This window comes from Rhizobium binae, assembly GCF_017357225.1.
Classification (GTDB): Bacteria; Pseudomonadota; Alphaproteobacteria; order Rhizobiales; family Rhizobiaceae; genus Rhizobium; species Rhizobium binae.
On record NZ_CP071607.1, the window covers coordinates 69,124 to 91,720 of the forward strand.

Genomic DNA, 22,597 nt, shown 5'->3' on the forward strand with positions numbered 1-22,597 from the left:
GTGTTCCCGTTAAGGCACACTATCGTACCGCAAACGGGGTGTCTAGTTGATGACAATCAAGGGGATATTGCCGCCTTTCGCCGTAGTGGTGCGGACGAAACACGCAGTTTTATCGGTGCCGGCCGGCCTTTTACTGGATGAACTTCTCCATGCTGGTGCGCTTGACCTGTTTCTTGGCGTCCCGATGCAGCAGAATGACCTGCTCGGCTTCGGAAAGTCCGTTCTGCACGGCCTCGCGGAAATGTTCGTCGACATGGATCTCCGGGGCCGGCGCGCGCGGCTGCAGCACCGTCACCTTCTGGCGGATGCCGCGCAACTTCTCTTCGCCGAGCCGCGTCCACTCGCCGCCGCAATAACCGGCGAAGGCCTGGCTGGCGACGACCTCGCGGCCGTATTTCTTGGTAAGGATCTGCAGACGCTGCACCTCGTTGACCGCCGATCCGAAGGCCGAGAAGGTCAGGCGGTCCTTCAGGCCGACATTGCCGAACATGACGTTGCCGACATGCAGGCCGATGCCGTAGCCGATCTTGCTGAGCCCCTTCTGCTCGCGTTCGCTGTTGAGTTCGGCAACCCGCGCCTGGGCCTGGTGAACGGCCGAAAGTGCTGCCTCGCAGGCTATCTTCGACGGATCCTTGTGGCGCCCGCAGGGATAGACGGCCAGGAATCCGTCGCCGAGGAAGCTCAAGATTTCGCCGCCATTGCGGTTGAAGGGGGCGGCGATCGCGTCGAAGAACTGGTTCAGCGTGTCGATATAGGCCTGGCGGCCCTCCTTTTCGGCATACATGGTGGATTCACGCATGTCGCCCATGACGAGAGCCGCACGGATCGTCTCGCCGTCGCCGCGGCGGATCTGGCCGTTCAGCACCCGCTTGCCGGCGTCGCCGCCGAGATAGGTGGTCAGCATATTGTTGGCGAGCTTGCCGAGCACCGCCATCTTGGCGGCGACCGCCAGATGGTTCTGCATTCGCAGCAGCGCATCGATCATGTCGTCGGCAAAGCCGTTATTGTGGTCGGTCGACCACGAGCCCATCATGCCCTGCACCGAGCCGTCGCCGAAGGGCTGCACGAAGGCGAGGTAGTCGGTGATCTTGTCCTTGCGCAGATCCTCGAAGATCGGGAATTCGGCCGGCCCTTCCTGCGACAGCCGGCGGCGGATGTGCTGCAGGTTGTTGTCGAGCAGGTAATAATAGGGGCTCTGCAGGAAGCGGTCCGGCTTCTGCCCGGCCGGCATGCGAAAGCCCTCGATGGTGACGCCGCTGGCGCGCCGCCAGGTGAAGCTCAGCGCATCGTAGAGCGGATGCAGCATCGAGAACGTCAGGTGCACGCGCGCGATCGGCAGACCGGCGGCGGCAAGCCTTTCGCAGAAACCGCGCACGATGTTTTCAAGCTCGTCCCCGGCCAGCGAAGAGTTGGTCAGCCATTCAGCGACCCGGTCCAACAGGATGGAGGACACGCTGGATTCGATCGTGCTCATTCTCGGTATGATCCTCATAATGCACGCCATCCCCCAGAGACAAAAATCCCTTGGCCGGCACATTTTCATGCGCAGGTCACAAGGAAATCAGGATGTGCGAGCGGTAATATTGTGTCAACGATCTACCGAAAGCCCGGCAGTGGCGCCCCTCAGCTCCCCATGGCGGGGAATCGGACGGGTGGTCCTTTCACAGCGGTTCATTATCAAAAATCAAAATAGGGGTGCTGCATGTGCGAAACAATGGGGACGAGGATTTTTTTGTGCCCCAAAGTTGCAACAAAGGATTGTGCCGGGGCATTTCGACCACACTCGGCAAAGGATCTTTCAGCATGCCGTCGACCGAGGAGGGATTTGATCGCTAACCGTCGCTTTTGCCGCCGGGGAGAAGAGGACTCCGGGTTTAATTCACCGCAATCATGCATTAGATCAGCTTCCTGATTTTCCCGTTTGAAAGATCCCGCCTTGGCCATCTCCATCTCCGACACGCTTTTGCAGAAGATCGAAACCCGCGCGGCGCGCGCCGGCGTCATCGGGCTCGGCTATGTCGGCCTGCCGCTGGCGATGGCGGTGGCGCGCAGCGGCTTTGCGGTTACCGGCTTCGACATCGACCCGTCCAAGATGGTGGCGCTCGATGCCCGCCGCTCCTACATCGACGCCGTCAGCGACGCAGCCCTTGCCGCCGAGATCGATGCAGGCCGCTTCCAGGCGACCACCGATTTTGCCGGTCTTGCCGCCTGCGACATCATCATCATCTGCGTGCCGACGCCGCTCACCAAACATCGCGATCCCGATCTTTCCTTCGTCGAGGCGACGTCGCGCTCGATCGCCCGGCATCTGCGACCCGGCCAGCTCGTCGTGCTGGAATCGACCACCTATCCCGGCACGACCGACGATGTCGTCAAGGTCATTCTCGAAGAGACCGGACTGAAATCCGGCGTGGATTTCTTCGTCGGCTTCTCGCCGGAGCGCGAGGATCCCGGCAACCAGCATTATAACACCGCTACAATCCCGAAGGTCGTCGCCGGCGACGGGCCTAAAGCGCTCTCCTTGATGAAAGCCTTTTATGGTGCGGCGGTATCGACCGTCGTTCCGGTCTCTTCGAATGCGACGGCCGAGGCGGTGAAGCTCACCGAAAACATCTTCCGCTCCGTCAACATCGCCCTCGTCAACGAGCTGAAGACCGTCTATGCGGCGATGGGCATCGATGTCTGGGAAGTGATCGAGGCGGCCAAGACCAAACCCTTCGGCTACATGCCCTTCTATCCCGGCCCCGGCCTTGGCGGCCATTGCATCCCGATCGATCCCTTCTACCTCACCTGGAAATCGCGCGAATACGAGCTGCCGACCCGCTTCATCGAGCTTGCCGGCGAGATCAATTCGGCAATGCCACGTTATGTAGTCGGCAAGCTCGCCGAGGCGCTCGACATCCGCGCGGGCAAGGCTCTGAGCCGCAGCCGGGTGCTGGTGCTCGGGCTCGCCTACAAGAAGAACGTCGCCGATATAAGAGAGAGCCCGTCGCTGCGGCTGATCGAGATCATCGAGGAACGCGGTGGACGCGCAGACTATCACGACCCCTTCGTCGCCGAGGTCCCGCCGACGCGCGAACACCAGGCGCTGAAAGGCCGCCGATCGGTGGCGCTGACGCCGGACGCCGTTTCCGGCTACGATGCGGTGCTGGTCGCAACCGACCATGACAGCGTGGATTATGCGGCGCTTGCAAAAAGCGCCGCACTGATCATCGATACCCGCAACGTCTTCAACCGCCTCGGCCTTTCGGCCGATCACGTCATCAAGGCGTGACGGCAACGCCGGAAAGCGCCTTGCCGGTCATCCGGCTCGCGGCCACCGCATAACCGCCGGACGCGCCGTCGATGAAATGCATATGGTCGCGCGAGATCGGCGTCGGCACGAAGCAGGTCATCAGCGCCGAGGCCTGCCGATGCAGGCCGTAGCGGGCGATGCCCTTTGCCCGCGCAGCTTCCAGCAGTGCCTCGATGCGTTTCAGATGTTCGGCATCGACATCGACCGTCATTTTCAGGCCGTCGTCGAACTTGCGGAAATCGGAATTGCCGGCGACGTCGCGCTTGTAGCGGCGCGCATCGAAGCGGCCGAGCGGAATGCCGAGCTTGTAGCAGGCGACGGTGATGGCGAGCTGCAGGAAGATGATCAGCTTCTGGCGCAGTCGCCGGCCGGCCGGCGCCGTGGCCTTGGCCTCGCGATTGATACCGTGCAGCGAGAAGGCGAAATCCGGACCGCCGGCCGGCACCGGATGGCTGCCGCGGTTTTGCTCGCCGGTGATGGCGACGATGCCGTTGATGAGGTCGCGGAATTCTTCGCCCGGCCGGCCTTCGCCGGGAACGGCGATGATCGAGACGATCTCGCCGTTCTGCGCATCGATCGGGCTCCAGCGGCAGGAGAGGCCGGTAAGATCCGGCCGCGTACCGGGTGCAGCGCGCTCGACGCCGTAACGGCCCTGCTTCATCTGCCGTTCCGCCCAACTGGTGCCGCCGCCCCAGAACATCGCATAGGTGACATAAGGGCTTGCGGAGTAGCGCGCGACGCGCACGTCGAGCCCCTCGGCGCGGGTGTCGGCGACCGGGACGATGGCGACGCGCAGCATCAGGCCGAGATCCTCCTCGACCCAGACCTGCACGGCGGCAAGCGCCTCTCGCGCCGTCTGCTCGAGCGCGCCCGGCAGCGCAATCAGCGCGCCGTCGCCGCCGAAGACGAAGGGATAGTCGCCCTTGCCGACGGCGTTCAATACCGCCGAAATGACGCTGGCGCCCGCCATGTTGACGTCCTTGTAGCGGCCGCCGGCGATCGCCTGGGTCGAGCCGACGATATCGGCAAGCGCCAGCACCCACCCATCAGGCAGCGGCCGGTAGTTGGCGGCATCGGTCACGCCCTCGAAGGCGCTGAAGAGCGGTACGGCGGCAAAGAAGTCTTCGTCGGTCACGGTTTCCATGTCATCGATCCTAGCACAGACCCATATTGGTGCTGCAACGCCAATTCCCATTTACGGCAATCGACTTGGCAAGGTTTCAGTGTTAGCACGCGGTCACGATTTCATGACGGATACGGATTTCGATGAGCCGCCTCGACAGCTTCATTCGCCGGTTGACGGCCCAACGCGATATTTTGAACGCGATCACCGATCTGGTCGCCGAAATCGACGGCCCGGTGTTGGAGTTCGGCCTCGGCAATGGCCGCACCTATGACCATCTGCGCGAGCATTTCCACGGCCGCCGCATCATCGCCTTCGACTGGGAGGTTCGCTCCTATTCGGCCTCGACCCCGGAGCCGGAAGATATGGTGACCGGCAATATTCGCGACTCCGGCCAGGCCTTCCTCGGCATCGGCGCAGCCCTTGCCCATGCCGACATCGGCACCGGCCATGACGAGATCGACGCCGTGACGCTGACCTGGCTGCCGCAGCTGATGGCCGGCGTGCTCGCTCATAACGGCATCGCGGTCAGCGGCCTGCCGCTCGAGCATCCGGAGCTCACGGCACTGCCGCTGCCGGAGGGGATCAAGGAAGGACGGTATTTCTTGTATCGGAGAGCTTGAGGGTGCAAGGGGCTGCGGATGGGCCTTCGCAACAAGCTCAATTTTATCGACGCCGATTCTTTCTTGCTGGTTGAGGAGGAGAAAAAATGAAGCGCATCGAGATGGAGGTGAGCGGCGGCTGCCAGTGCGGTGCCGTGCGCTACCATGCAACCGCTATGCTCGACAATTCGCATCTCTGCCATTGCCGCATGTGCCAGAAAGCCTCGGGCAACATCTTTGCCGCGCTCGTCGCCGCGCCCGATGATGCGCTCAGCTGGACACGTGGCAAGCCGAGTGTCTGGAAGAGCTCGGAGCTTGTCGAGCGCGGCTTCTGCGCCAATTGCGGCACGCCGTTGTTCTTCCATCACCTGGAGAACGGCCGCACCAACCTGATGATCGGTTCGCTTGACGATCCCAATGCTTTCCCGCCGCTGGCCAACACCTGCACCGAGAACATGGTGACGTGGTTCGAGACGATCACGGGCCTTGAAAATACCGGGGCAACCGAAACCAACGGCGCCGACTGGGCCGCGGCGATCAGGGCGAGCAACAACCAGCACCCCGATCGCGATACCACCTCATGGACGGTGAGGGTGCGTGAGGCTGAGTCCTACTAGGAGCAAGACCTCACGAGGCACAGGAATAAGCCGTCGCTGAGCGAGCCGTCAGTTTTGCTTCGAATTCATCCGCAATTTCCTTGAGCGTCACACTGCCCAACCGACGCAGCAGCAGGGCCTCAGCGTCCTTCATCGCATCTGCCAGCGCGCCATTCACCGCCTGTTCCACCAGGCATTGCGGCTGATCGTCGGCGGGGCCGATGGCAAAGAGGTGGGGTTCGCCAAGCGCCTTGTAGACATCGAGCAGGCTGATGTCGGACAAAGGGCGCGCCAGAGTCCAGCCGCCGCCATGGCCCTTCTCCGATCGGACATAGCCTTGCTCGCGAAGGCCGGCCATGGTGCGGCGAACGACGACGGGGTTGGTGTTCAGCATTTTTGCAATCGTATCGGAGGTCGCCGACTGCGCGTGCCGGTCCATATGGATCAGCACGTGCAGCATGCGGGAAAGGCGGCTGTCGTTGCGCATGGTTCTATCCTGTCGATCAAGCATGCCAATATTGCAGGTCACTTGTAACAAGACAAGTGACATGAGACTTGACCGCATCGTTTCACGTAACTTATGATGATTCATGAAAGTGCAACGTCGAAGGAGTCATCCGCATGTCCTACGAAGTCATCGTCATCGGCGGCAATTTCGCCGGCCTGTCGGCCGCCATGCAGCTTGCCCGCGCGCGCCGCCGCGTCCTGCTTGTCGACGCCGGCATGCCGCGAAACCGGTTTTCGCAGGCTTCGCACGGCTTTCTCGGCCAGGATGGTAAGGCGCCGGCGGCGATCATGGGTGAGGGGAAGAGGCAGCTTTCGCTTTATCCGAACATCACGCTGCATGACGGCAAGGTCATCCGCGCCGAGAAAGTGGATGAGGAATTCGTCGTCACCATCGAAGGCGGCGGCGAAGAACGCGCTGCCCGCCTCATTCTCGCAACCGGCATCAGCGACACGCTGCCCGATATCCCCGGCCTCAGCGAACGCTGGGGCCGCTCGGTGCTGCACTGCCCCTATTGCCACGGCTTTGAGGTGAGCGGTGGTGAACTCGGCGTGCTGGCAAACCATCCGCATTCGGCCCATTCGGCCATGATGATCCCTGATTGGGGCGCGACCACCTTCTTCACCCAGCCGCTGTTCGAGCCCGATGAAGAGCAGTTGGCACGGCTGAGGGCCCGTGGGGTACGCATCGAGCGCAGCCCGATCGTGGAGCTGTTGGGCGCCAGCCCGAAACTCCAGGCGGTGCGTCTCGCCGATGGCCGCACCGTGCCGCTCGACGCCATATTCGTCGCGCCGAAGACGGCAATGGCGAGCCCCATGGCCGAACAGCTCGGCTGCGCCTTCGACGAGGGTGCCTTCGGGCCGGTCATCCGCATCGGCGAAAACAAGGAGACCAGCGTCAAGGGCGTCTTCGCCGCCGGCGATGCCGCGAGCTCCATGCACAGCGGCACGCTCGCCTCGGCCTCGGGAGTGCTCGCCGGCGTATATTGCCATCAGTCGCTGGTGATGCAGTCGGCTACTTGAGGTGGAAGCAGGAGTCTCCAACGAGGTCGGCGACCATGTCGCCCAGTGCTCTGCGGAAAAGGCTTGATGATGAACGTTGCTTTAGATTGTAAGCCGATGCGGTGGGCTTATTGCAATTTATGCGTTTGAATTGTAGCTGTTCTTCAGCCGGAACGGCAATCACAGCAAGCGCGGTTATTACCGCTTAGCAAGCAGGAAATGGGGGGCATTTAACATGGGGTTTACTGAAGCTGTTCGCACTGTTTTGAAGCAGAAATACGCAACCTTTTCCGGCAGGGCCTCCCGCTCGGAATATTGGTGGTTCATGCTATTCTATCCGATCGCGCTGTTCGGAGTTGCAATTTTTGCCTTTGCGCTCGCCATTGCTACTAGTGGTGGCGGAGCCCCATCGCCGGTTCACTATGCTGTAGTTTTCTGGATGTTGTTCACCCTCGCGATTGCTTTGCCGATCATAGCCCTGCAGGTTCGCCGCTTCCATGATCGGAACATTTCCGGCTGGTGGTACCTCGCGCTGTTTATCCTCTGTTTCGTTCCCTATCTCGGTTTCGTCGCACTCCTTGCGATTATTGTTTTTTCGATGCTTCCAGGCACCGAAGGCCCGAACAAATTCGGACCCGATCCGCTGCGTCCCGACGCAAGAGCGGAGGTCTTTGCCTAGAGCATGATTATCCGCAATCTCGGCATGCTGGTGGCTCTGTCGCTCGCCGCCTCTGCTCAGTTTCCGCCTGCGTGGGCGCAGGACAGCGCAAGTCAGCAGGTCGACGGCAGTCATCCAAGGAGCGGCGCCGGAGTGGAATACGCTTCGCAGTGCGCGCTGAACGGATTGCGCTGCACGCTCGTCTATGGCGACGTCCCGGCCAACGAACCAGCATCGAAGACGACGTCCTCACCACGCGCCAAGCCTTGGACGATGCCACGTGGGCCAGCCATCGGCGGCCCTCTGGCGGTTGTCATCGTGATCGTCGGCCTGCTCGCGGCCATCGGCCTCTGGATGCGTTTCGGAAACGGCGGGATGCTGCTGGCGTCTGCGCCTCGCGACGTGAAGCGGCGGGGCGAGGCGCCGGAAAGCTGGCGCACGTCCCTACCCGAGGCCGAGGAAAGGCCTGGCGATTTTCTTCAGCGCATTGGCGCCATGGCGGATCGCCGGCAGGCGGTTGTCCTGCTGCTCAGGCATTGCCTGGTGCATGCGGCCGACATTACCGGAACGCGTCTTTTCCGCTCGGACACGGAGCGCGCGGTTTTTGCCCGCCTGCCGCAAGATATGCCCGAGCGCGATCGCCTGGAAAATTTCCTGACGGCGGTGGAGCTCGTTCATTATGGCGGCCGCACGCTTGCGGAAAACCATTTCGGCACGCTTTTCGCAACCGCGCGTGGCTTGCTGTCGATCGGCAGGCTGGCCGATGCGTAACTCTGCCGCCGTCCTGACCCTCGGGCTGTTGCTTGCGCTGGCGGCACTGGCAATTTTTGCGTTGTCGCGCAGTAGCGATTACGACCGCTCGCCCCTCGGCAACAAGGGGTTGGAACTGTGGCTGCAAGCCAAGGGCATATCCGTCCTCCGATCCGACCCTCATGTAGCCCGGGCGCCGTCGGAAATCTCGTTGCGCATCATTCCCCTATCGATCGGCCATGCCGAGGCTGCCGCATCCCGGTCAGGCGATGAAACGGATGACGCAGATCCGGAAAACCTGAGCGAGGAGGCAAGCCGATACGCCTTGCCGACGCTGGTCATTCTGCCGAAATGGCGTGGCAGTGTCGCAACGGAGGGTGTCGCCGATAAATCAGGACTGGTTGAGTTCGGCGACATCAGCGACGAGCTCGACAAGATCGGTTTTTCGGATTTTGGCTTCGCCCGCAGCAAGACCGCTTTTGAAGAGGCGCAGCCGCATCTGCAATCGGGCCAGCCAATCAGGATCGCCCTCTATCAGGCCCAGACCTTCGAGCGGTCGAGCCTCCCGAGCGGCTGCCGTGAACTCATGGGCATGTCGTTGGGCGCGCTTCTCGTCCACTGCGAAAACCATAATCAAGTCTATCTGCTGTCGGATCCCGACCTGCTGAACAATCACGGGCTGGCTCTCGCCGACAACGCCTCTTTTGCCGTGTCGCTCGTGAGGCTGCTGCGTCGAGGGGCCGCAACACGGCCGGTCTATCTGGACACCGCTGGCGAACCCTTGGACAGCGAGAAACCGGCGGACGAGGGCCGCTCCTATGAGCGCTCCTCGTCCGACCTCAAGCGGTTTTTCGCCTATCCCTTGTCCGTCATCTGGGGAATTCTCGTCCTCGTCTCGGCCACCTGCTTCTGGCGCGGCGCCTATCGCTTCGGGCCGCCTTTGCGCGAGGCATCGGCAAACCTCGAGCTGTCGAAGACCGCCGCGATCGAAGCCACGGCGCGGCTGCTGCGGCTTTCGGGCAATGACGGCCGGATGACCGGCCAGTTCGTGCTGCATCTGCTCTCCGACAAGGCGCAGCTGCTCTTCGGCCCCGGCGCCGGAAACGAGGCCGGGATAGACCGGCTGTTCAAGCGCCTGGCGCGCCACGATCAGGCGGCGGCGCGGGCATTGCATTCCTCGGCGCAGGCGCTGATCGATCGCGGCGACGCCATGACGCGGGCGGATCTGCACCGCAATCTCGAGACATTCAGAAAATTATTGAGGAGCATTGAGCTTGGAGCTAGGTGAATTTCGCAATCTCATCGCCGCGGTTCGCGGCGAAATCGGCAAAGCGGTGCAGGGGCAGGATGCAATCATCGATCTCGTGCTGATCTCGCTCTTTGCCGGCGGTCATTGCCTCGTCGAAGGCCCTCCCGGCACCGCCAAAACCCTGCTTGCCCGGTCGGTCTCCGCGGCCATGGCGCTGGACTACCGGCGCATCCAGTTCACGCCGGATTTGATGCCCGGCGACGTGTTGGGGGTCAATCTGTTCAACTTCCAGACCAACCAGTTCCACCTGACCAAGGGGCCAGTCTTCACCGACATCCTCCTGGCGGACGAAATCAACCGCGCGCCGCCGAAGACACAGTCCGCCCTGTTGCAGGCGATGAACGAGCGGATGGTCACGCTTGATGGCACTGATTATGCGCTCGGGCCCGATTTTTTCGTGCTGGCGACGCAGAACCCGATCGAACAGCAGGGCACCTATCCCTTGCCGGAAGCACAGCTCGATCGTTTCCTGTTCAAGCTCATCGTCGATTTTCCCGACCGCGACACGGAAATTGCTATCCTCACCAAGCATGCAGGCCAGGCGCTGAAATCGGATATGCGCAACGCCGGCATTCGACCGCTCGTCACCAGTGCCGCGCTTGCCGGGGGACGCGCGCTGATCGATGCGATCCATCTCGACAAGACGATCCTGACCTATGTCGTCGACCTGGTGCGCGCCACGCGCTCCGATCCCGACATTCTCTACGGCGCATCGACGCGCGCGGCTGATGCGCTTGCCGCGGCCGTGCGCGTGCGTGCGGCTTTCGAGGGCCGGGATTACGGTCTGCCGGATGATGTTCAGGCATTGCTGGTGCCGGCATTGCGCCATCGCATCGTGCTTTCGCCTTCGGCCGAGATCGACGGGCGCACGCCGGACGAGGTGCTGCGCAACATCAACAACCGCGTGGATGCGCCCCGGTAAATGCGGCCATCCCGATATCTGATCGCGCTTGTTCTTGCCATGGCGACGGTGACGATCTTCGTCAGCGTGTGGTGGCGCGACATGAGCACTCCACTCATCGGTCTATGGCTCGTGCTTGCCGGCGTGACGGTCGGCGATCTCGCGCTGTCGGCCCTGGCGGGTCGGATGACGGTCGAATTCGATCTGCCGCCACAAGGCTTTGTCGGCCACACCGCCGCCTTCACGGTCGCCATAAGCCCACAGAAGGGCGCGCTGCCCGGGAAGATCGATATCCGGCTCGATCTCGCGCCTGAGCTTGTCATCGGCGCCGGCAGATTGCCGTGGGCAACATCGGACACCGGAGAAAAGCCGACGAGGGCTTCCGTGGATATTCATCTGACGCGACGCGGACAATTCGCGATCCACGGCCTGTGGCTGAAATGGCCCTCGCGCCTGCGGCTGCTCGAGATCATCGCGCATTTGCCGGTGGTCAGGGAGATCACCGTTCTGCCCGACATATCGCCGGTGCTGTCAGGGGCGATCAAGACCCAGATCCTGCCGCTCGAAGCCGGCCAGAAGGATTTGCGGCTGCGTGGCGAGGGATCGGAGTTCCATCAGCTGCGGGAATTCGCAAGCGGCATGGATCCGCGCAGCATGGATTGGAAACGCTCCGCCCGAATGCGCAGTCTCGTCGTGCGCGAGATGCGGGCCGAACGAAACCACCAGATCATCCTGTGCATCGATTCCGGACGGCTGATGGCGGAGCAGCTCGCCGGCTTCGCCAAGCTCGACCGCGCCATCAACGCGGCCCTTGCCATGTGCTGGGGGGCGGGGCTCGCCGGCGATCTCGTCGGACTCTACAGCTTCGACAGCCGCCCGCGCCTCTTCGTGCCGGCTCTGCCGGGACGTGCGGCCTTTGCGCGGCTGCAGACGGTGTGTGCCGGCTTGCGCTATGAAACCCAGGAGACCAACCATACGCTCGGCCTGACGCATCTCTCGGCGCGCCTGAAGCGGCGTTCGCTGATCGTGATATTCTCCGATTTCGTCGACAGCATTACGGCAGAGCTGATGATCGAGAACATCCAGGTGCTCGCCCGGCATCATTTCATCGTCTATGTCGCGCTGCGCGACCCGATGCTGGCAAAGCTCATCGAACCCGAGGAGATGACGCTCGATGCCATCGCCCGCTCGGTCGCGGCCCGCCAGATCCTGCATGAAAGGCGCGCCGTCATGGAAAAGCTGGCGCGTCTCGGTGTACTCTGCCTCGACAGCACGCCGGAGGCGCTGACCTCCGATCTCATCGCCCGCTACATCGAAATAAAATCCCGTGAGATGATATAATGGATATCGGTATCGACGGCAGGATAGACAGCGGCGCGACGCTCTCCGCCGGCGCGGTCCCGAGCGATTTGCTTCGCTCGGCGCGCTTTCGGCTGGAGCGCGAGGGCCATTGGCGTCAGCTGGACGAACTGGTCAGGCGGGCGGAGAAGGGCGGTGCCGCTGCGCTCGGCTATGATGAGGTCCGCAATCTCGCGAGCGGCTACCGGCAGGCGATGAACTCGCTGAGTGTGGCGCGCGACATTTCTCTCGACCGTGCACTGATCGCCTATCTGGAAAGCCTCTGCGCCCGGGCCTATCTCGTCGTCTATGCGCCGCAGGAAAGCCTGGGGGGACTGGCGACCCGCCTGCTGCTGCAGGGCATTCCGCAGGCGGTGCGCCGATCGGCCCTGCCTCTTTTCATCGGTTTTCTGGCGCTCATTCTGGGCGCGGTCGCCGGCTACAGGCTCTGCACGAGCGATCCAAGCTGGTTCTATACGCTCGTGCCGCCCGAGATGGCCGACCAGCGCACGCCCGATGCCTCGGCCGATTATCTCCGTTCCACCATCTATGGCAATGAAGGCCATGACAGCGATCGGCTCGCCGCATTTTCCACATATCTCTTTTCGCACAATACGAGCATCGTCGTGCTGATCTTCACGCTCGGTGTTTTCATGTCGCTGCCGAGCTTCGTTCTGACCTTTTATAACGGGCTGATCCTCGGCGCGTTCTTCGCAATGTTTTATCAGCGGGGGCTGGGGTATGACGTCTTCGCCTGGCTCTCGATCCACGGCGTGACCGAGCTTGCGGCAATCTCCATTGCCTGCTCGGGCGGCGCAAGGCTGGGGCTTGCCGTTCTGCTCCCCGGCCCGCGAACGCGCAGGCAAGCCTTGCGCCATCAGGCGCATGACGCCGTCAAGCTGGCGATCCTCGCCGCGCTGATGCTTATTATCGCCGCCCTCATCGAAGGCTTTCTGCGCCAGCTGATCCAGGATCCCACCTGGCGCCTCGCCATAGGCTGGGGAACGGGCCTCTTCTGGCTCGGCTGGCTGCTGCTCGGCGGCCGTGACGGCAAAGCGCCACGTGAGGCCGTGCGATGAGCCAATCGGTCACGGACGGCAAGCGCGTCGAGCAATTCATCCCGCCGGAGGGCGTGCCGATCACCTTTGCGATCGCCGCGCTTGCAACCCGCTTCGGGGCGCAATTCCTCGACATCCTCTTCACCGGGATCCTCATCTTCATCTGTTCCTTCGTTATCGCCTTCACCGGCATCCTGCCTGCGAGCGCCGAGACGATGCTGATCGTCCTCCTGGGGTTTCTGGTGCGGACCCCCTATTACATTCTCTCCGAGCTCATCTGGAACGGACGTACGCCGGGAAAGAGGATAACCGGCATCCGCGTCATCAACATGGATGGACGGCGGCTGACGCCGCACCAGGTGACCGGCCGCAATCTCATGAAGGAGGTGGAGATCTTCGCCCCCATGACCCTTCTGGCGTCGGTCGGCATTCAGTCGGCCTGGGAAAACGGCTTGACCGGCCTCTGGCTTCTGACGGTGGTGATCGTTCCGCTCGGCAACCGGCGCCGGCAAAGGCTCGGCGACATGATCGCCGGCACCCTGGTGGTCGACAATCCGCGCTCGGTGCTGCTCTCCGACCTCGCTCTGCCTGCGCCTTCAGCCGCATCATCACAGGCGGCCTTCGATTTCCTGCCGGAACATCTCGATGTCTACGGCAAATATGAGCTGCAGACACTGGAGGACGTACTGCGCGACGCGACCAAGACCTCCAACCATAAGGAGATCGCCCAGATCGCGCGCACCATCACCCGGCGGATCCAGTATGAAGACACCGTCAAGCCCGGCCAGGAGCTGCTTTTTCTCAATGAGTTCTACCGCGCTCAGCGCGAGCATCTGGAGAGCCTGAAGCTTTTCGGGACGGTTCGCGAGAATAAGTTTCATGAGCATGCGCGGGCAGAGGCGAAGAAGCTTGTTTGATATGCGCGCGAATGTGCGGACGAAATCGAATATTGGAAATAAATTTCAGTTGGTTATGTTGACTCGATTAATGGAACAATTTTGGGGCAATTGGATGTTGCGCGGTGTTCTTTTACGTTTGCTGGCGCTTGCCCTGTCCATACAGGTCGTTCCTACCGAAGTCGCTTTGGCCGATAATCATTCAAACGTTCAACGAATCGCCGCCGCCGATCCGGCCATGGCCAAAGCTCACGAGAAATCCCTAGAGGGCTTGGGCGCCTTCCTTGAGAAATTACGCAACCCACCGCCCGGAACTGGAAATTACAACATCAAACTGGGTTTCATAGACACGGCTGAGGGTGTGGCGCTGATCACGGATCAGAAGACGGAGGCGGAGGCGGAGTTCATGTGGGTCGGCCACATACAGGTATCAGGTGACCACTTTGCTGCTCTTCTTGGAGATACGCCGGAAACTGTCCATAACATCAAGTCCGGTGATCGCGTCCAATTTGCGAAGTCAGATATTTTCGATTGGGTCTATTTCGATAATGGGAAAATAAAAGGAAATTATACCGATTGCCCGTTGCTGTTGGCTGGTCCGAAAGCAGAGTTGGAAATATATCGCCTTGTTTTCGGCCTGGTTTGTGACTGATCGCGATACTGACCAAAGGCTCACCATAGCGCTTAAGCCGAAAATTGCCCGAATAACGCTAACCACCGCTCTCCCCAACCAACTCCCAGATATCCACCTTCTCAGCCCGCCCCTTCACCTGCACGAGGCCCAAAGGCCGAAACGCGAAGCAATTGCCGACCGCCTCGTGGACGGACGCGCTCACCAGGATCGACGTCCCGAATTCCTTGTTCAATCCTTCCAGCCGTGAGGCGACGTTGATCGTATCGCCCATGGCCGTGTACTGTTGCCTGGAGATCGCCCCGAAACTGCCGACGACCGCCGGGCCGGTGTGCAAGCCAAATCGCGTGATGAGCGCTGGACGGCCATTCTTGCCGTTTTCCTCGTTCAGGCTGTCGACCGCCGCTTTCATGGCAAGCGCGCATCGGCAGCCATGTTCGACATGCCTGGCATCCTCAACAGGGGCGTTCCACATCACGAAAATGGAATCGCCGAGATACTGGACGACCGTGCCGCCATTCCGCTCGGCGATGGTGTTCAGCAATTCGAAATAGGTCGAGAGCGTCTCGACGACGTCCTCTGGCGAATTCACCTCGGATATGGTCGTGAAGTCCCTGATATCGGTGAACAGCACGGTCACAATCTGCCGCTTCGCCTTGACGACGGCTTCTCCCTCGGGACTGACGATCCGTCGCACCACTTCCCGCGGGACATACAGGGCAAACTGGCCGATGGCGCGGCGGCTTGCCGAAAGTGCGCTCGCCAGCGTGTTGATTTCCGATATCCAGGAATGCGACACGGCTTTCTCGGTGACATCGAGATCACCGATCCTGCGCGCCTCGTCGGCGAGGCGATAGAGAGAGCGGCTGACCATGCGCGAAAGCGCCACCGATGCGCCGACACCCGCGATCAGGAGCGCGCCGGCGATCAGGAGATTGCGCACGAGCAGGCGGTTGGCCTCGGCCACAAGCTCCTCCAGCGGCACGACGATTGCCGCGGTGCTGCCCCGGAACAGACCGGACACGCTGACCGGAGCGATCTGCACGAGATGGCGTTTGCCATCAAGGTCGAGCCGTGCCAGGCCGCCGTTTGCGAAGGCGGGATCACGCCGCAGCCTGGCCACGGTGTCGAGGCTCACGTCGAAACCGTTTGCCGTCGCGCCCAAGGCCCCCGATGTTCTCGACCATATTGCGATGATCCTGGCCATGATCCCGGGGTCTGAATGGGCGACGAGATTGCCGCCGCTATCGATGATGTAGGCGCGCGCATGTGGTGAAATCCCCTGCGTATCCAGCAGGCGACTGATTGTCTGCAAGTGAATGTTGATGCCGACGACCACCCGGCCGTCGCCTCTCATCGGTGCGGCGATCGTCAGCGTCGGAACCTTGAGTGTCCCGGTGACATAGGGGCCGACGGAGACCGGAACCCCGTCCTGAACGACGGACTGATACCAGGGCCTTTGCCGCGGATCGAAGAATGCAAACTCGATGTCGCGTTCGCCGATCGGTCTTGCCTGGATGTCGAGAAAGCGAAGCGTCGATATGACGTCCGGGCCCTGACGTTCTGCGATCATTCTGATCGCGAAAGCCGTGCCGTCCGGCGCGGCGAGGGTCTGGCGAACATCCCTCCTTGCGGCGTTGATGACCTGCAGGTACGAACCGTCCGGGTATCCCGTGTAGATGCTTGTCGCCTCCGGCACGTTTCGCAGGATTTCCAGAAAAAGTTCCTGTTTTGCCTGGATATCCTGAGGCGGCGGGGAAAGAAGCTGCGGCAGGGTCGATGCCAGCGCGACAGCCTCTGTGCCTCCCTGCAGAGTATTGCGGTACCCCTCGATCAGCCGCAAGCTCATCTGGCGCATCTGCTGTGCGCCCGCGTTTAGCGCGGCATCACTTCCCTGCCTGAATGCCATCCAGATGATCGGCGTCGCCGTGCAAAGCAGCGACGCGACGACCAGGACGCCGAGATGCAGTCTCAAGGGTTTGGACCAGCGCACGAGCTTCCCCTCGAAATGCGGAGACGTCTCAGCGCACCTATCGTCCCGATGCTCGTTCGCCTGTGCGAAATGAGCGTCCCCAGCGATGCCAGCTAACTGCTTTTTTCGGGCTTGCACAAGGTGTCGATGTGGACACGCCTCATGTCGCGGATAGCTCGACTGCGGCCGCGAAAAATTGATTCGTGGTTCCATCTCCTTGCCGGCACGTAGATATCGATTCATCCAGACCAGCCTGATCGCGGGCCAAACAGGATTCACGCCGAACTGGTCGGTGGGACTGATCGGGTATATAATCGCCGATCACCTTGTTGGCTTGGGGGAGAGCCAGATGCGTGAGCTGATCGGAAGCGTGCTTTTCTATTTGGGGGTTCTCACCGCTGCCCATGGCGGCCCGCTTCACGAGGCGGTCAAGAGCGGTGACCTGACCGCGATCACGGCGGCGCTTGATGCCGGCGCCGACATTGAGGAGCAGGAGAAGGGTGCAACGCCTCTCTTCCTGGCAATTCGCAGCAATCATCCCGAAGCAGCAGAATTGCTGATCGAGCGCGGCGCCGGGGTCAACACCCCCTCGTCGCTCGGCCTGCCGATCACCGGCGCGGTGCTGACGAACTCTGTCGATCTCATGCGGCTGTTATTGGCGCATGGCGCTGACCCGAACGCCGCCGCACGGGGCGAGCGCATGTTGCACTTTGCGGTCGCGAACGGCTGCCTCGATTGCGTCAGGGTGCTCGTGGAGGCCGGCGCGGACGTCAACGCCGTCTGGGTCCGGGGCGATCCCGCCCGACTGCCGGCCGTTGTCACGCCCTATCATCTTGCAAAGCATGACAACCATGCCGACATCGCCGCCTATCTGCTGGCGCATGGCGTTACCATTTTAAAGCCCGAGCCGATTTCCGCCAAGCTGGCAAAGGGTGATCCGGCAAAGGGCAAGGCGTACTTTGCCCCCAACTGTTCCTCCTGCCATGCCACGCGAGCGCAGGGTGGCCCCACGCGGGGGCCAAATTTGTGGAACGTCGTCGGACGCGACAAGGCTTCGGCGAAATTCGATGGCTATTCGCAAACCCTGCTGGCCTGGGAGGGATCCTGGACTTATGAGGACCTCAACATTTTTCTCGCCGGTCCCACGCTCACAACGCCGGGCGTCGACATGGAAGTCCGTGCTGCACCGGATGAAACGGATCGGCTTGATGTGATCGCCTATCTCAGAACGCTTGCCGACACGCCGGCGCCGCTGCCGTGACGGCGCCAACGACGACCCTGATGGTTTTTCAAGTTCGCCTAGGACAAAAACAGCACGTTATACTGATCGACATTCCCGGGCAGATCCCGCACCTTCATCTCCTCCTCCCGGTCCTCGAACAGGACGAGGCAGTGCTGGTAGAAGCCGGAGAGCATTGAAACGAAAGCTTTCGTCCCCTCTGGGCCGTAGAAGAGCGGCGTGAATTCCATATGGAGCGGCACGCGGCGGGAAAGCAGCGGCAGCATCGAGCGGCAGGCGACGGGCTCGTAGCCTTCGATATCCATCCAGACGAGACCGATGGCGGCTGGATCGATCGAGAGGTCGGCCAGGATTTCGGATACCGGTTTTACCGGCACGCTGATCTTTCGGTCGCTCGGGCTCTGGCGCAGGGCACTGCTCTTGCCGTGATTGTTGCGGTTCAGGAAAAAGTCGATCTCGCCATCGCGTTCGCCGGCGGCGCAATTAACGAGGCTGACCTTCTCCTCCAGCCGGTTCTGGCGGATGTTGAGCTCGAGCAACGGGAAATTGCGCGGATCGGGCTCGATGCTGACGATCCGGGCGTAGGTGCCGCTCAGGGCGAAATAGACGGTCTGGGTGCCGATATTGCCGCCGATCTCGAGCAGCGTCGCCTCCTTTCGAAGCAGGCCGCGCTCGCGCAGGATGACGATCAGCCGGTCGACGGCCTCGCGCTCGAAATGGCCCTTCCGGAAGACCTTGCGGCCGATATAGTCGGCGGGCGAAAAAGTCATCAGATGGTCGCCGGCGTCGACCGTCATCGAGACGACGCGCGGGCCGATATTTTCGACCAGCAGGCGGCGGCCGAAGCGGGTATCGAAGAAGCGCGAGGCCGCGGCATTGCGCGCCTTGCGCAGCCGGCGGCTCCAATATTTGGCGGTAAGCCAGGGCTTGCCGGGCATCAGTCTTTTCCTTCGAGCGGTTCTGCCGCTTTCTCTCTCGGAATGACATAGACTTTCAAGGGCAGTGCGCGGCCCCGCACGCTGATTTCACGGCTTTCGATGCCGGAAAGATCGGCGCCGGAAAGGGTCGCCACCGGCTCGGAGATGACGATCGCCGCTTCGAATTCCTTGGCGGCACTTTCCAGCCGGCTCGCGACGTTCACGGTATCGCCGATCGCGGTCATGCTGCGCACCCGGCCATAGCCCATCGTGCCGACGACGGCCGGGCCGGTGTGGATGCCGATGGCGATGCGCAACGGCAGCGTCAGTTCGTCGGCGAGTTCTGCAGCGAGTTTTTCGATCTCAGCGACGATCGCCGCGGCAGCGGTCAGCGCCTGGCGGCAGGCCTCCTCCGGCGCCGTGCCGAGGCCGAAGAGCGCCATGGCGCCATCGCCAATGAACTTGTCGAGCCGCCCGCCCGCCTGCTCCACCGCCTTGCCGATGATGGCGAAATAGCGGTTCAGCAGGAAGACGACGTCGAAGGGCAGGCGCGTTTCCGTCAGCGTGGTGAAATGGCGGATATCGACGAAGAGCACGGCGATCTCGCGTTCGCGGCCGGGGCTTGTCTCCTGGCTGTTGGCGGGAAGGGCGGTTTCGACCGCCGGCACCAGAAGCGGGGCGACCGCCACATCGCGGTCCGGGCGCAGCTGGCAGGCAAGGCGAACGTCGGGGCCGGCATTGATCCGCTTGAGCGTCGTCTGTTCCATCTTGTCGGGCGTGGGCAGGCTTTCATAGTCGCCGAGGATCTGCACGCGGCAGGTGGAGCATTGGCCCTTGCCGCCGCAGACGGAATAATGCGGCAGACCGCCGAGCCGGCTTGCTTCCAGCACCGTGAAGCCGCGCGGCACGCGGATCACCTCGCCGCCCGGATAATGCACCGTCACCTGGTCGAGGCGCTCCTTCAGCCGGCGCCGGGCGCGGGCGACGACGACGAGGAGCAGCGAGGCCGAAAAGGCGCCGTAGAGCCCGGCGCGGACCGTGGCGATTCGGGCGCGAACCTCGGGGTCGTGGAGATAGTGGGCGTTGAGGTTGACCTCGTAGGGATTGGTCGTCAACTGATAGGAGGGATCGGCAAGGGTGCGGCCCATCTCAACGAAACCGAGAACCGACAGCACCGGCACGAGGATCGCCAGCGCCAGCAGCAGCGGCGCGGAGCCCGCATACCACGGTCGGTAGCGCAGCCAGAAATGGATGCCGATGCAGCCATGGAACCAGACGGCGATGACGCCCAGCACCTGGCGCGCGCCATTTGCCGGGTTCCTGATCCAGAGCTGCTCGACGACCGTCTCGTAATCGTCGATATAGCCATAGAGCTCATGGGCGATGCGCGTGCCGATGACATGGTCGATCAGAAGCAGCGGGATCAGCAGGCCGAGCACGATCTGCGCCGTTTCGCCTTTCGGCATGACCAGGCTGCGGCGCATGTAGATGGCGCGCAGCACCAGCCCCATATGGATCAGCACCGAGGCATAAAGCACTGCGGTGCCGGCGGGATTGCGCCAGGTGGCGAGGAAAAGGTGGTGGGCCTTGTCGGCGGCGGCGAGCGAAATCAGCCCGAGCGCATGGTTGGACAAATGCAGCAGGACGAAGATGAAAATGATCAGGCCGGAACCAAGCCTCGCCCGTCTGATCGCGCGCTCCGAAAAAATCCCTGTGACTGAGGCCGTCGTCATTCATTCCCGTTCTTGTCGATGTAACCGCAGGCTCATAGAGATTGCGAAAAAGGCGGAATTGCTTCGAGCGCGATCACATTCCATATGCTTATGCGCAAGTTTTAGGGAATGGGACAATAGCGGAATTTTTCGTCCGGCCGCGAGCGCCGATTTGGAAACAGTCTGTCTTATAAGGGATGCGGCATGCGGGTGGCTTTCTACGCGCCGATGAAATCGCCGAACCATCCGGTGCCGTCGGGCGATCGGCTGATGGCGCGGCTGCTGATCCGGGCGCTGCAGCTTGCCGGGCACGAGGTCGAGGTCGTCTCCGAATTCCGCAGCTATGCCACAACGCCGGAGGCGGCAGCCGCACTCGAACATGCCATCGCTCGCGAAGGCGAGCGGCTGCGGCTGAAATGGCAATCCGCGCCGCGCCCCGAACTCTGGTTCTGCTACCACCCCTATTACAAATCGCCCGATCCCTTCGGGCCTGCGATCTCGGCCGAATTCGCCATTCCCTATGTCACTGCCGAGGCCTCCTATGCGGCAAAGCGGGACGAAACCGGCTGGGCGGGGCAGCAGACGCGTGTGGGCGAGGCGGTCCTGCAGGCGGCAGTCAACATCTCCTTCACCGGTCGAGACCAGGCCGGACTTGCGGCCGCCTTTCCGCAGGCGCGCCTTGCCGGCCTCAAACCCTTCATCGACACGGCGCCGTTCGAGAGCCTGTCGCCGGCGCCCGATCCGCGCCGGCTGATGGTGGTGGCGATGATGCGGGCCGGCGACAAGATGGAGAGTTACGCGATGCTCGCAAAGGCTTTGCGGCTGGTCGAAGGCCGGCCCTGGACGCTCGCCGTCATCGGCGACGGTCCGATGCGCCTGCAGGTGCAGGCGCTGTTTGCGGATTTCCCTGCCGGCCGCATCGAATGGCTGGGCGAGCGGGACGGGGCAGAGATCGCCGGCTTGCTCGGATGCGGCGGCCTGTATGTCTGGCCCGGCTGCGGCGAAGCTTACGGGCTTGCCTATCTGGAAGCTCAGGCCGCCGGCCTGCCTGTCGTCGCGCAGCGGACGGCCGGTGTGCCCGCCGTGGTCGAGTCCGGGCTGACCGGCCTGCTCACGCCCGAGGGGGATGTCGCCGCCTATGCCGGCGCCGTCGCAGCCCTGCTTGACGATGGGCAAAAGCGCGAGGCGATGGGACGGGCGGCACGGCGCTTCGTGCTTGCGGAACGCTCGCTGGCGACGGCGGCCGAGCGGCTGGACGGAATTTTGCGCGACCTTGCAGCAACGGGAGTGATGGGATGATCGACGGGACGAGCTTCGAACCGCTGCAGCGCGAGCTCGACCGCTGGCAGGCCGCCGGCCGCGTGGCCCGCTTCTGGCTGCGCGACGACGATGCGATCGAGCCGACGCCGGATCTGGAAAGGCTGCTGGCGGTCACCGGCGAGAGCGCGGTGCCGCTGACGCTCGCCGTCATTCCCGGCCTGACCGGCGAGGCGCTGGCGGCCCGGCTGACGGCGGAATCCGCCGTCAATGTCGCCGTGCATGGCTGGTCGCATACCAACCATGCCGGGCCGGGGCGCAAGAAGCAGGAACTCGGCGGCGATCGGCCGGCGGAAATAGTGCTCGGCGAACTGGCCGAAGGGTTCCGGCTGCTGGAGCGGCGGCATCCCGCACGTTTCCTGCCGGTGCTGGTGCCGCCGTGGAACCGGATCGACTCCGCCCTCATCCCGGCGCTGCCCGGCCTCGGCTTTGCCGCGCTTTCCGTCTACGGGCGAGCCAAGCCGGGTGGCCCGCTGTCGCTTCTCAACACCCATGTCGACATCATCGACTGGCATGGCACGCGCGGCGGCCGCGGCGACGACGAGTTGGTCGCCGAACTGGTGGCGGAGTTGCGCGACCGGTTTGCCGGCAGCGACGAGCCGATCGGGGTGCTGACCCACCACCTGGTGCACGACGCGGCCGCCTGGAATTTCCTGTCGGCTCTGTTTGCGGCGACCAGCCGGCATCCGTCCGTTCGCTGGTTGCCGGCGCCTGCATTGCTGCGAGCTTAACGCATATCGCGCAAAAGTGTGCAGCGGTTGCGGCAACGACATGCG

General features: G+C 62.6%; 22 protein-coding genes. 15 read left to right on the forward strand and 7 right to left on the reverse strand.

Going from position 1 to position 22,597, the window contains the following annotated elements:
* Positions 1 to 130: 130 nt before the first annotated feature.
* Together J2J99_RS27195 and J2J99_RS27200 are read right to left on the reverse strand one after the other, a co-directional pair.
* The gene (locus J2J99_RS27195; RefSeq protein WP_168296444.1) at positions 131 to 1,474 is read right to left on the reverse strand and encodes an adenylate/guanylate cyclase domain-containing protein; all 1,344 of its coding nucleotides are present in this window, start codon (positions 1,472 to 1,474) and stop codon (positions 131 to 133) included.
* Positions 1,475 to 1,677: 203 nt separating this feature from the next.
* Positions 1,678 to 1,944, reverse strand: a complete 267-nt coding sequence (locus J2J99_RS27200; RefSeq protein ID WP_168296445.1) for a hypothetical protein — start codon at positions 1,942 to 1,944, stop codon at positions 1,678 to 1,680.
* On the opposite strand from J2J99_RS27200, the gene J2J99_RS27205 reads away from it, so the two are divergent.
* Positions 1,937 to 3,274, forward strand: a complete 1,338-nt coding sequence (locus J2J99_RS27205; RefSeq protein WP_168296446.1) for a nucleotide sugar dehydrogenase — start codon at positions 1,937 to 1,939, stop codon at positions 3,272 to 3,274. The two genes, J2J99_RS27200 and J2J99_RS27205, sit on opposite strands and share 8 nt — an antisense overlap.
* On the opposite strand, the gene J2J99_RS27210 is transcribed toward J2J99_RS27205, so the two are convergent.
* Positions 3,264 to 4,439 (reverse strand): DUF3095 domain-containing protein, encoded by a 1,176-nt coding sequence (locus tag J2J99_RS27210; RefSeq protein WP_168296447.1) that lies wholly within the window; start codon positions 4,437 to 4,439, stop codon positions 3,264 to 3,266. The two genes, J2J99_RS27205 and J2J99_RS27210, sit on opposite strands and share 11 nt — an antisense overlap.
* A gap of 122 nt (positions 4,440 to 4,561) precedes the next feature.
* Here J2J99_RS27210 and J2J99_RS27215 point away from each other — a divergent pair, with 122 nt between their 5' ends.
* Positions 4,562 to 5,041 carry a class I SAM-dependent methyltransferase gene (locus J2J99_RS27215; RefSeq protein WP_168296448.1) on the forward strand — a complete coding sequence of 160 codons (480 nt, stop codon included), beginning with the start codon at positions 4,562 to 4,564 and terminating at the stop codon, positions 5,039 to 5,041.
* A gap of 86 nt (positions 5,042 to 5,127) precedes the next feature.
* Positions 5,128 to 5,637, forward strand: a complete 510-nt coding sequence (locus tag J2J99_RS27220; RefSeq protein ID WP_168296449.1) for a GFA family protein — start codon at positions 5,128 to 5,130, stop codon at positions 5,635 to 5,637.
* 10 nt (positions 5,638 to 5,647) lie between these two features.
* On the opposite strand, the gene J2J99_RS27225 is transcribed toward J2J99_RS27220, so the two are convergent.
* Positions 5,648 to 6,103 carry an Rrf2 family transcriptional regulator gene (locus tag J2J99_RS27225; RefSeq protein WP_168296450.1) on the reverse strand — a complete coding sequence of 152 codons (456 nt, stop codon included), beginning with the start codon at positions 6,101 to 6,103 and terminating at the stop codon, positions 5,648 to 5,650.
* A gap of 134 nt (positions 6,104 to 6,237) precedes the next feature.
* Here J2J99_RS27225 and J2J99_RS27230 point away from each other — a divergent pair, with 134 nt between their 5' ends.
* The 9 genes from J2J99_RS27230 to J2J99_RS27270 all read left to right on the forward strand — a co-directional run bounded on the left by J2J99_RS27230 (position 6,238) and on the right by J2J99_RS27270 (position 14,684).
* Positions 6,238 to 7,143: an NAD(P)/FAD-dependent oxidoreductase gene (locus J2J99_RS27230; protein WP_168296451.1), complete on the forward strand. Its 906-nt coding sequence runs from the start codon at positions 6,238 to 6,240 to the stop codon at positions 7,141 to 7,143.
* 214 nt (positions 7,144 to 7,357) lie between these two features.
* On the forward strand, positions 7,358 to 7,801 hold the full coding sequence (locus J2J99_RS27235) for a DUF805 domain-containing protein (protein ID WP_168296452.1): 444 nt from the start codon (positions 7,358 to 7,360) through the stop codon (positions 7,799 to 7,801).
* Between the two features lie 3 nt (positions 7,802 to 7,804).
* Positions 7,805 to 8,551, forward strand: coding sequence for a hypothetical protein (locus tag J2J99_RS27240; protein WP_168296453.1), 747 nt, complete (start codon positions 7,805 to 7,807; stop codon positions 8,549 to 8,551).
* Positions 8,544 to 9,818 carry a hypothetical protein gene (locus J2J99_RS27245; RefSeq protein ID WP_168296454.1) on the forward strand — a complete coding sequence of 425 codons (1,275 nt, stop codon included), beginning with the start codon at positions 8,544 to 8,546 and terminating at the stop codon, positions 9,816 to 9,818. Before J2J99_RS27240 ends, J2J99_RS27245 begins: the two co-directional genes overlap by 8 nt.
* Positions 9,805 to 10,761, forward strand: a complete 957-nt coding sequence (locus J2J99_RS27250; protein WP_168296455.1) for an AAA family ATPase — start codon at positions 9,805 to 9,807, stop codon at positions 10,759 to 10,761. Before J2J99_RS27245 ends, J2J99_RS27250 begins: the two co-directional genes overlap by 14 nt.
* Entirely contained in the window at positions 10,762 to 12,081 is a 1,320-nt protein-coding gene (locus tag J2J99_RS27255) for a DUF58 domain-containing protein (RefSeq protein ID WP_168296456.1), read from the forward strand.
* A complete protein-coding gene (locus J2J99_RS27260) occupies positions 12,081 to 13,157 on the forward strand; it encodes a stage II sporulation protein M (RefSeq protein ID WP_168296457.1) in 1,077 nt (358 codons plus the stop codon). The genes J2J99_RS27255 and J2J99_RS27260 overlap by 1 nt, the downstream gene beginning before the upstream one ends.
* Positions 13,154 to 14,053: an RDD family protein gene (locus J2J99_RS27265; RefSeq protein ID WP_168296458.1), complete on the forward strand. Its 900-nt coding sequence runs from the start codon at positions 13,154 to 13,156 to the stop codon at positions 14,051 to 14,053. Before J2J99_RS27260 ends, J2J99_RS27265 begins: the two co-directional genes overlap by 4 nt.
* 1 nt (position 14,054) lies before the next feature.
* Positions 14,055 to 14,684, forward strand: a complete 630-nt coding sequence (locus J2J99_RS27270; protein WP_246735352.1) for a DUF2314 domain-containing protein — start codon at positions 14,055 to 14,057, stop codon at positions 14,682 to 14,684.
* A 58-nt stretch (positions 14,685 to 14,742) separates the two neighbouring features.
* Here the strand turns inward: J2J99_RS27270 and J2J99_RS27275 are convergent, their stop codons facing one another.
* Positions 14,743 to 16,656 (reverse strand): adenylate/guanylate cyclase domain-containing protein, encoded by a 1,914-nt coding sequence (locus J2J99_RS27275; RefSeq protein ID WP_168296459.1) that lies wholly within the window; start codon positions 16,654 to 16,656, stop codon positions 14,743 to 14,745.
* 328 nt (positions 16,657 to 16,984) lie between these two features.
* Between J2J99_RS27275 and J2J99_RS27280 the strand changes: the two genes are divergently transcribed.
* Complete coding sequence (locus J2J99_RS27280) at positions 16,985 to 17,896, forward strand: ankyrin repeat domain-containing protein (protein WP_168296460.1); 912 nt, start codon at positions 16,985 to 16,987, stop codon at positions 17,894 to 17,896.
* Between the two features lie 38 nt (positions 17,897 to 17,934).
* Here J2J99_RS27280 and J2J99_RS27285 read toward each other — a convergent pair whose 3' ends face one another.
* Together J2J99_RS27285 and J2J99_RS27290 are read right to left on the reverse strand one after the other, a co-directional pair.
* Complete coding sequence (locus J2J99_RS27285; protein ID WP_168296461.1) at positions 17,935 to 18,813, reverse strand: FkbM family methyltransferase; 879 nt, start codon at positions 18,811 to 18,813, stop codon at positions 17,935 to 17,937.
* Positions 18,813 to 20,525 carry an adenylate/guanylate cyclase domain-containing protein gene (locus tag J2J99_RS27290; RefSeq protein ID WP_168296462.1) on the reverse strand — a complete coding sequence of 571 codons (1,713 nt, stop codon included), beginning with the start codon at positions 20,523 to 20,525 and terminating at the stop codon, positions 18,813 to 18,815. Before J2J99_RS27290 ends, J2J99_RS27285 begins: the two co-directional genes overlap by 1 nt.
* A 183-nt stretch (positions 20,526 to 20,708) precedes the next feature.
* Between J2J99_RS27290 and J2J99_RS27295 the strand changes: the two genes are divergently transcribed.
* Together J2J99_RS27295 and J2J99_RS27300 are read left to right on the forward strand one after the other, a co-directional pair.
* The gene (locus tag J2J99_RS27295) at positions 20,709 to 21,803 is read left to right on the forward strand and encodes a glycosyltransferase family 4 protein (RefSeq protein ID WP_168296463.1); all 1,095 of its coding nucleotides are present in this window, start codon (positions 20,709 to 20,711) and stop codon (positions 21,801 to 21,803) included.
* On the forward strand, positions 21,800 to 22,552 hold the full coding sequence (locus J2J99_RS27300; protein WP_168296464.1) for a polysaccharide deacetylase family protein: 753 nt from the start codon (positions 21,800 to 21,802) through the stop codon (positions 22,550 to 22,552). Before J2J99_RS27295 ends, J2J99_RS27300 begins: the two co-directional genes overlap by 4 nt.
* The last annotated feature ends 45 nt before the right edge of the window (positions 22,553 to 22,597 follow it).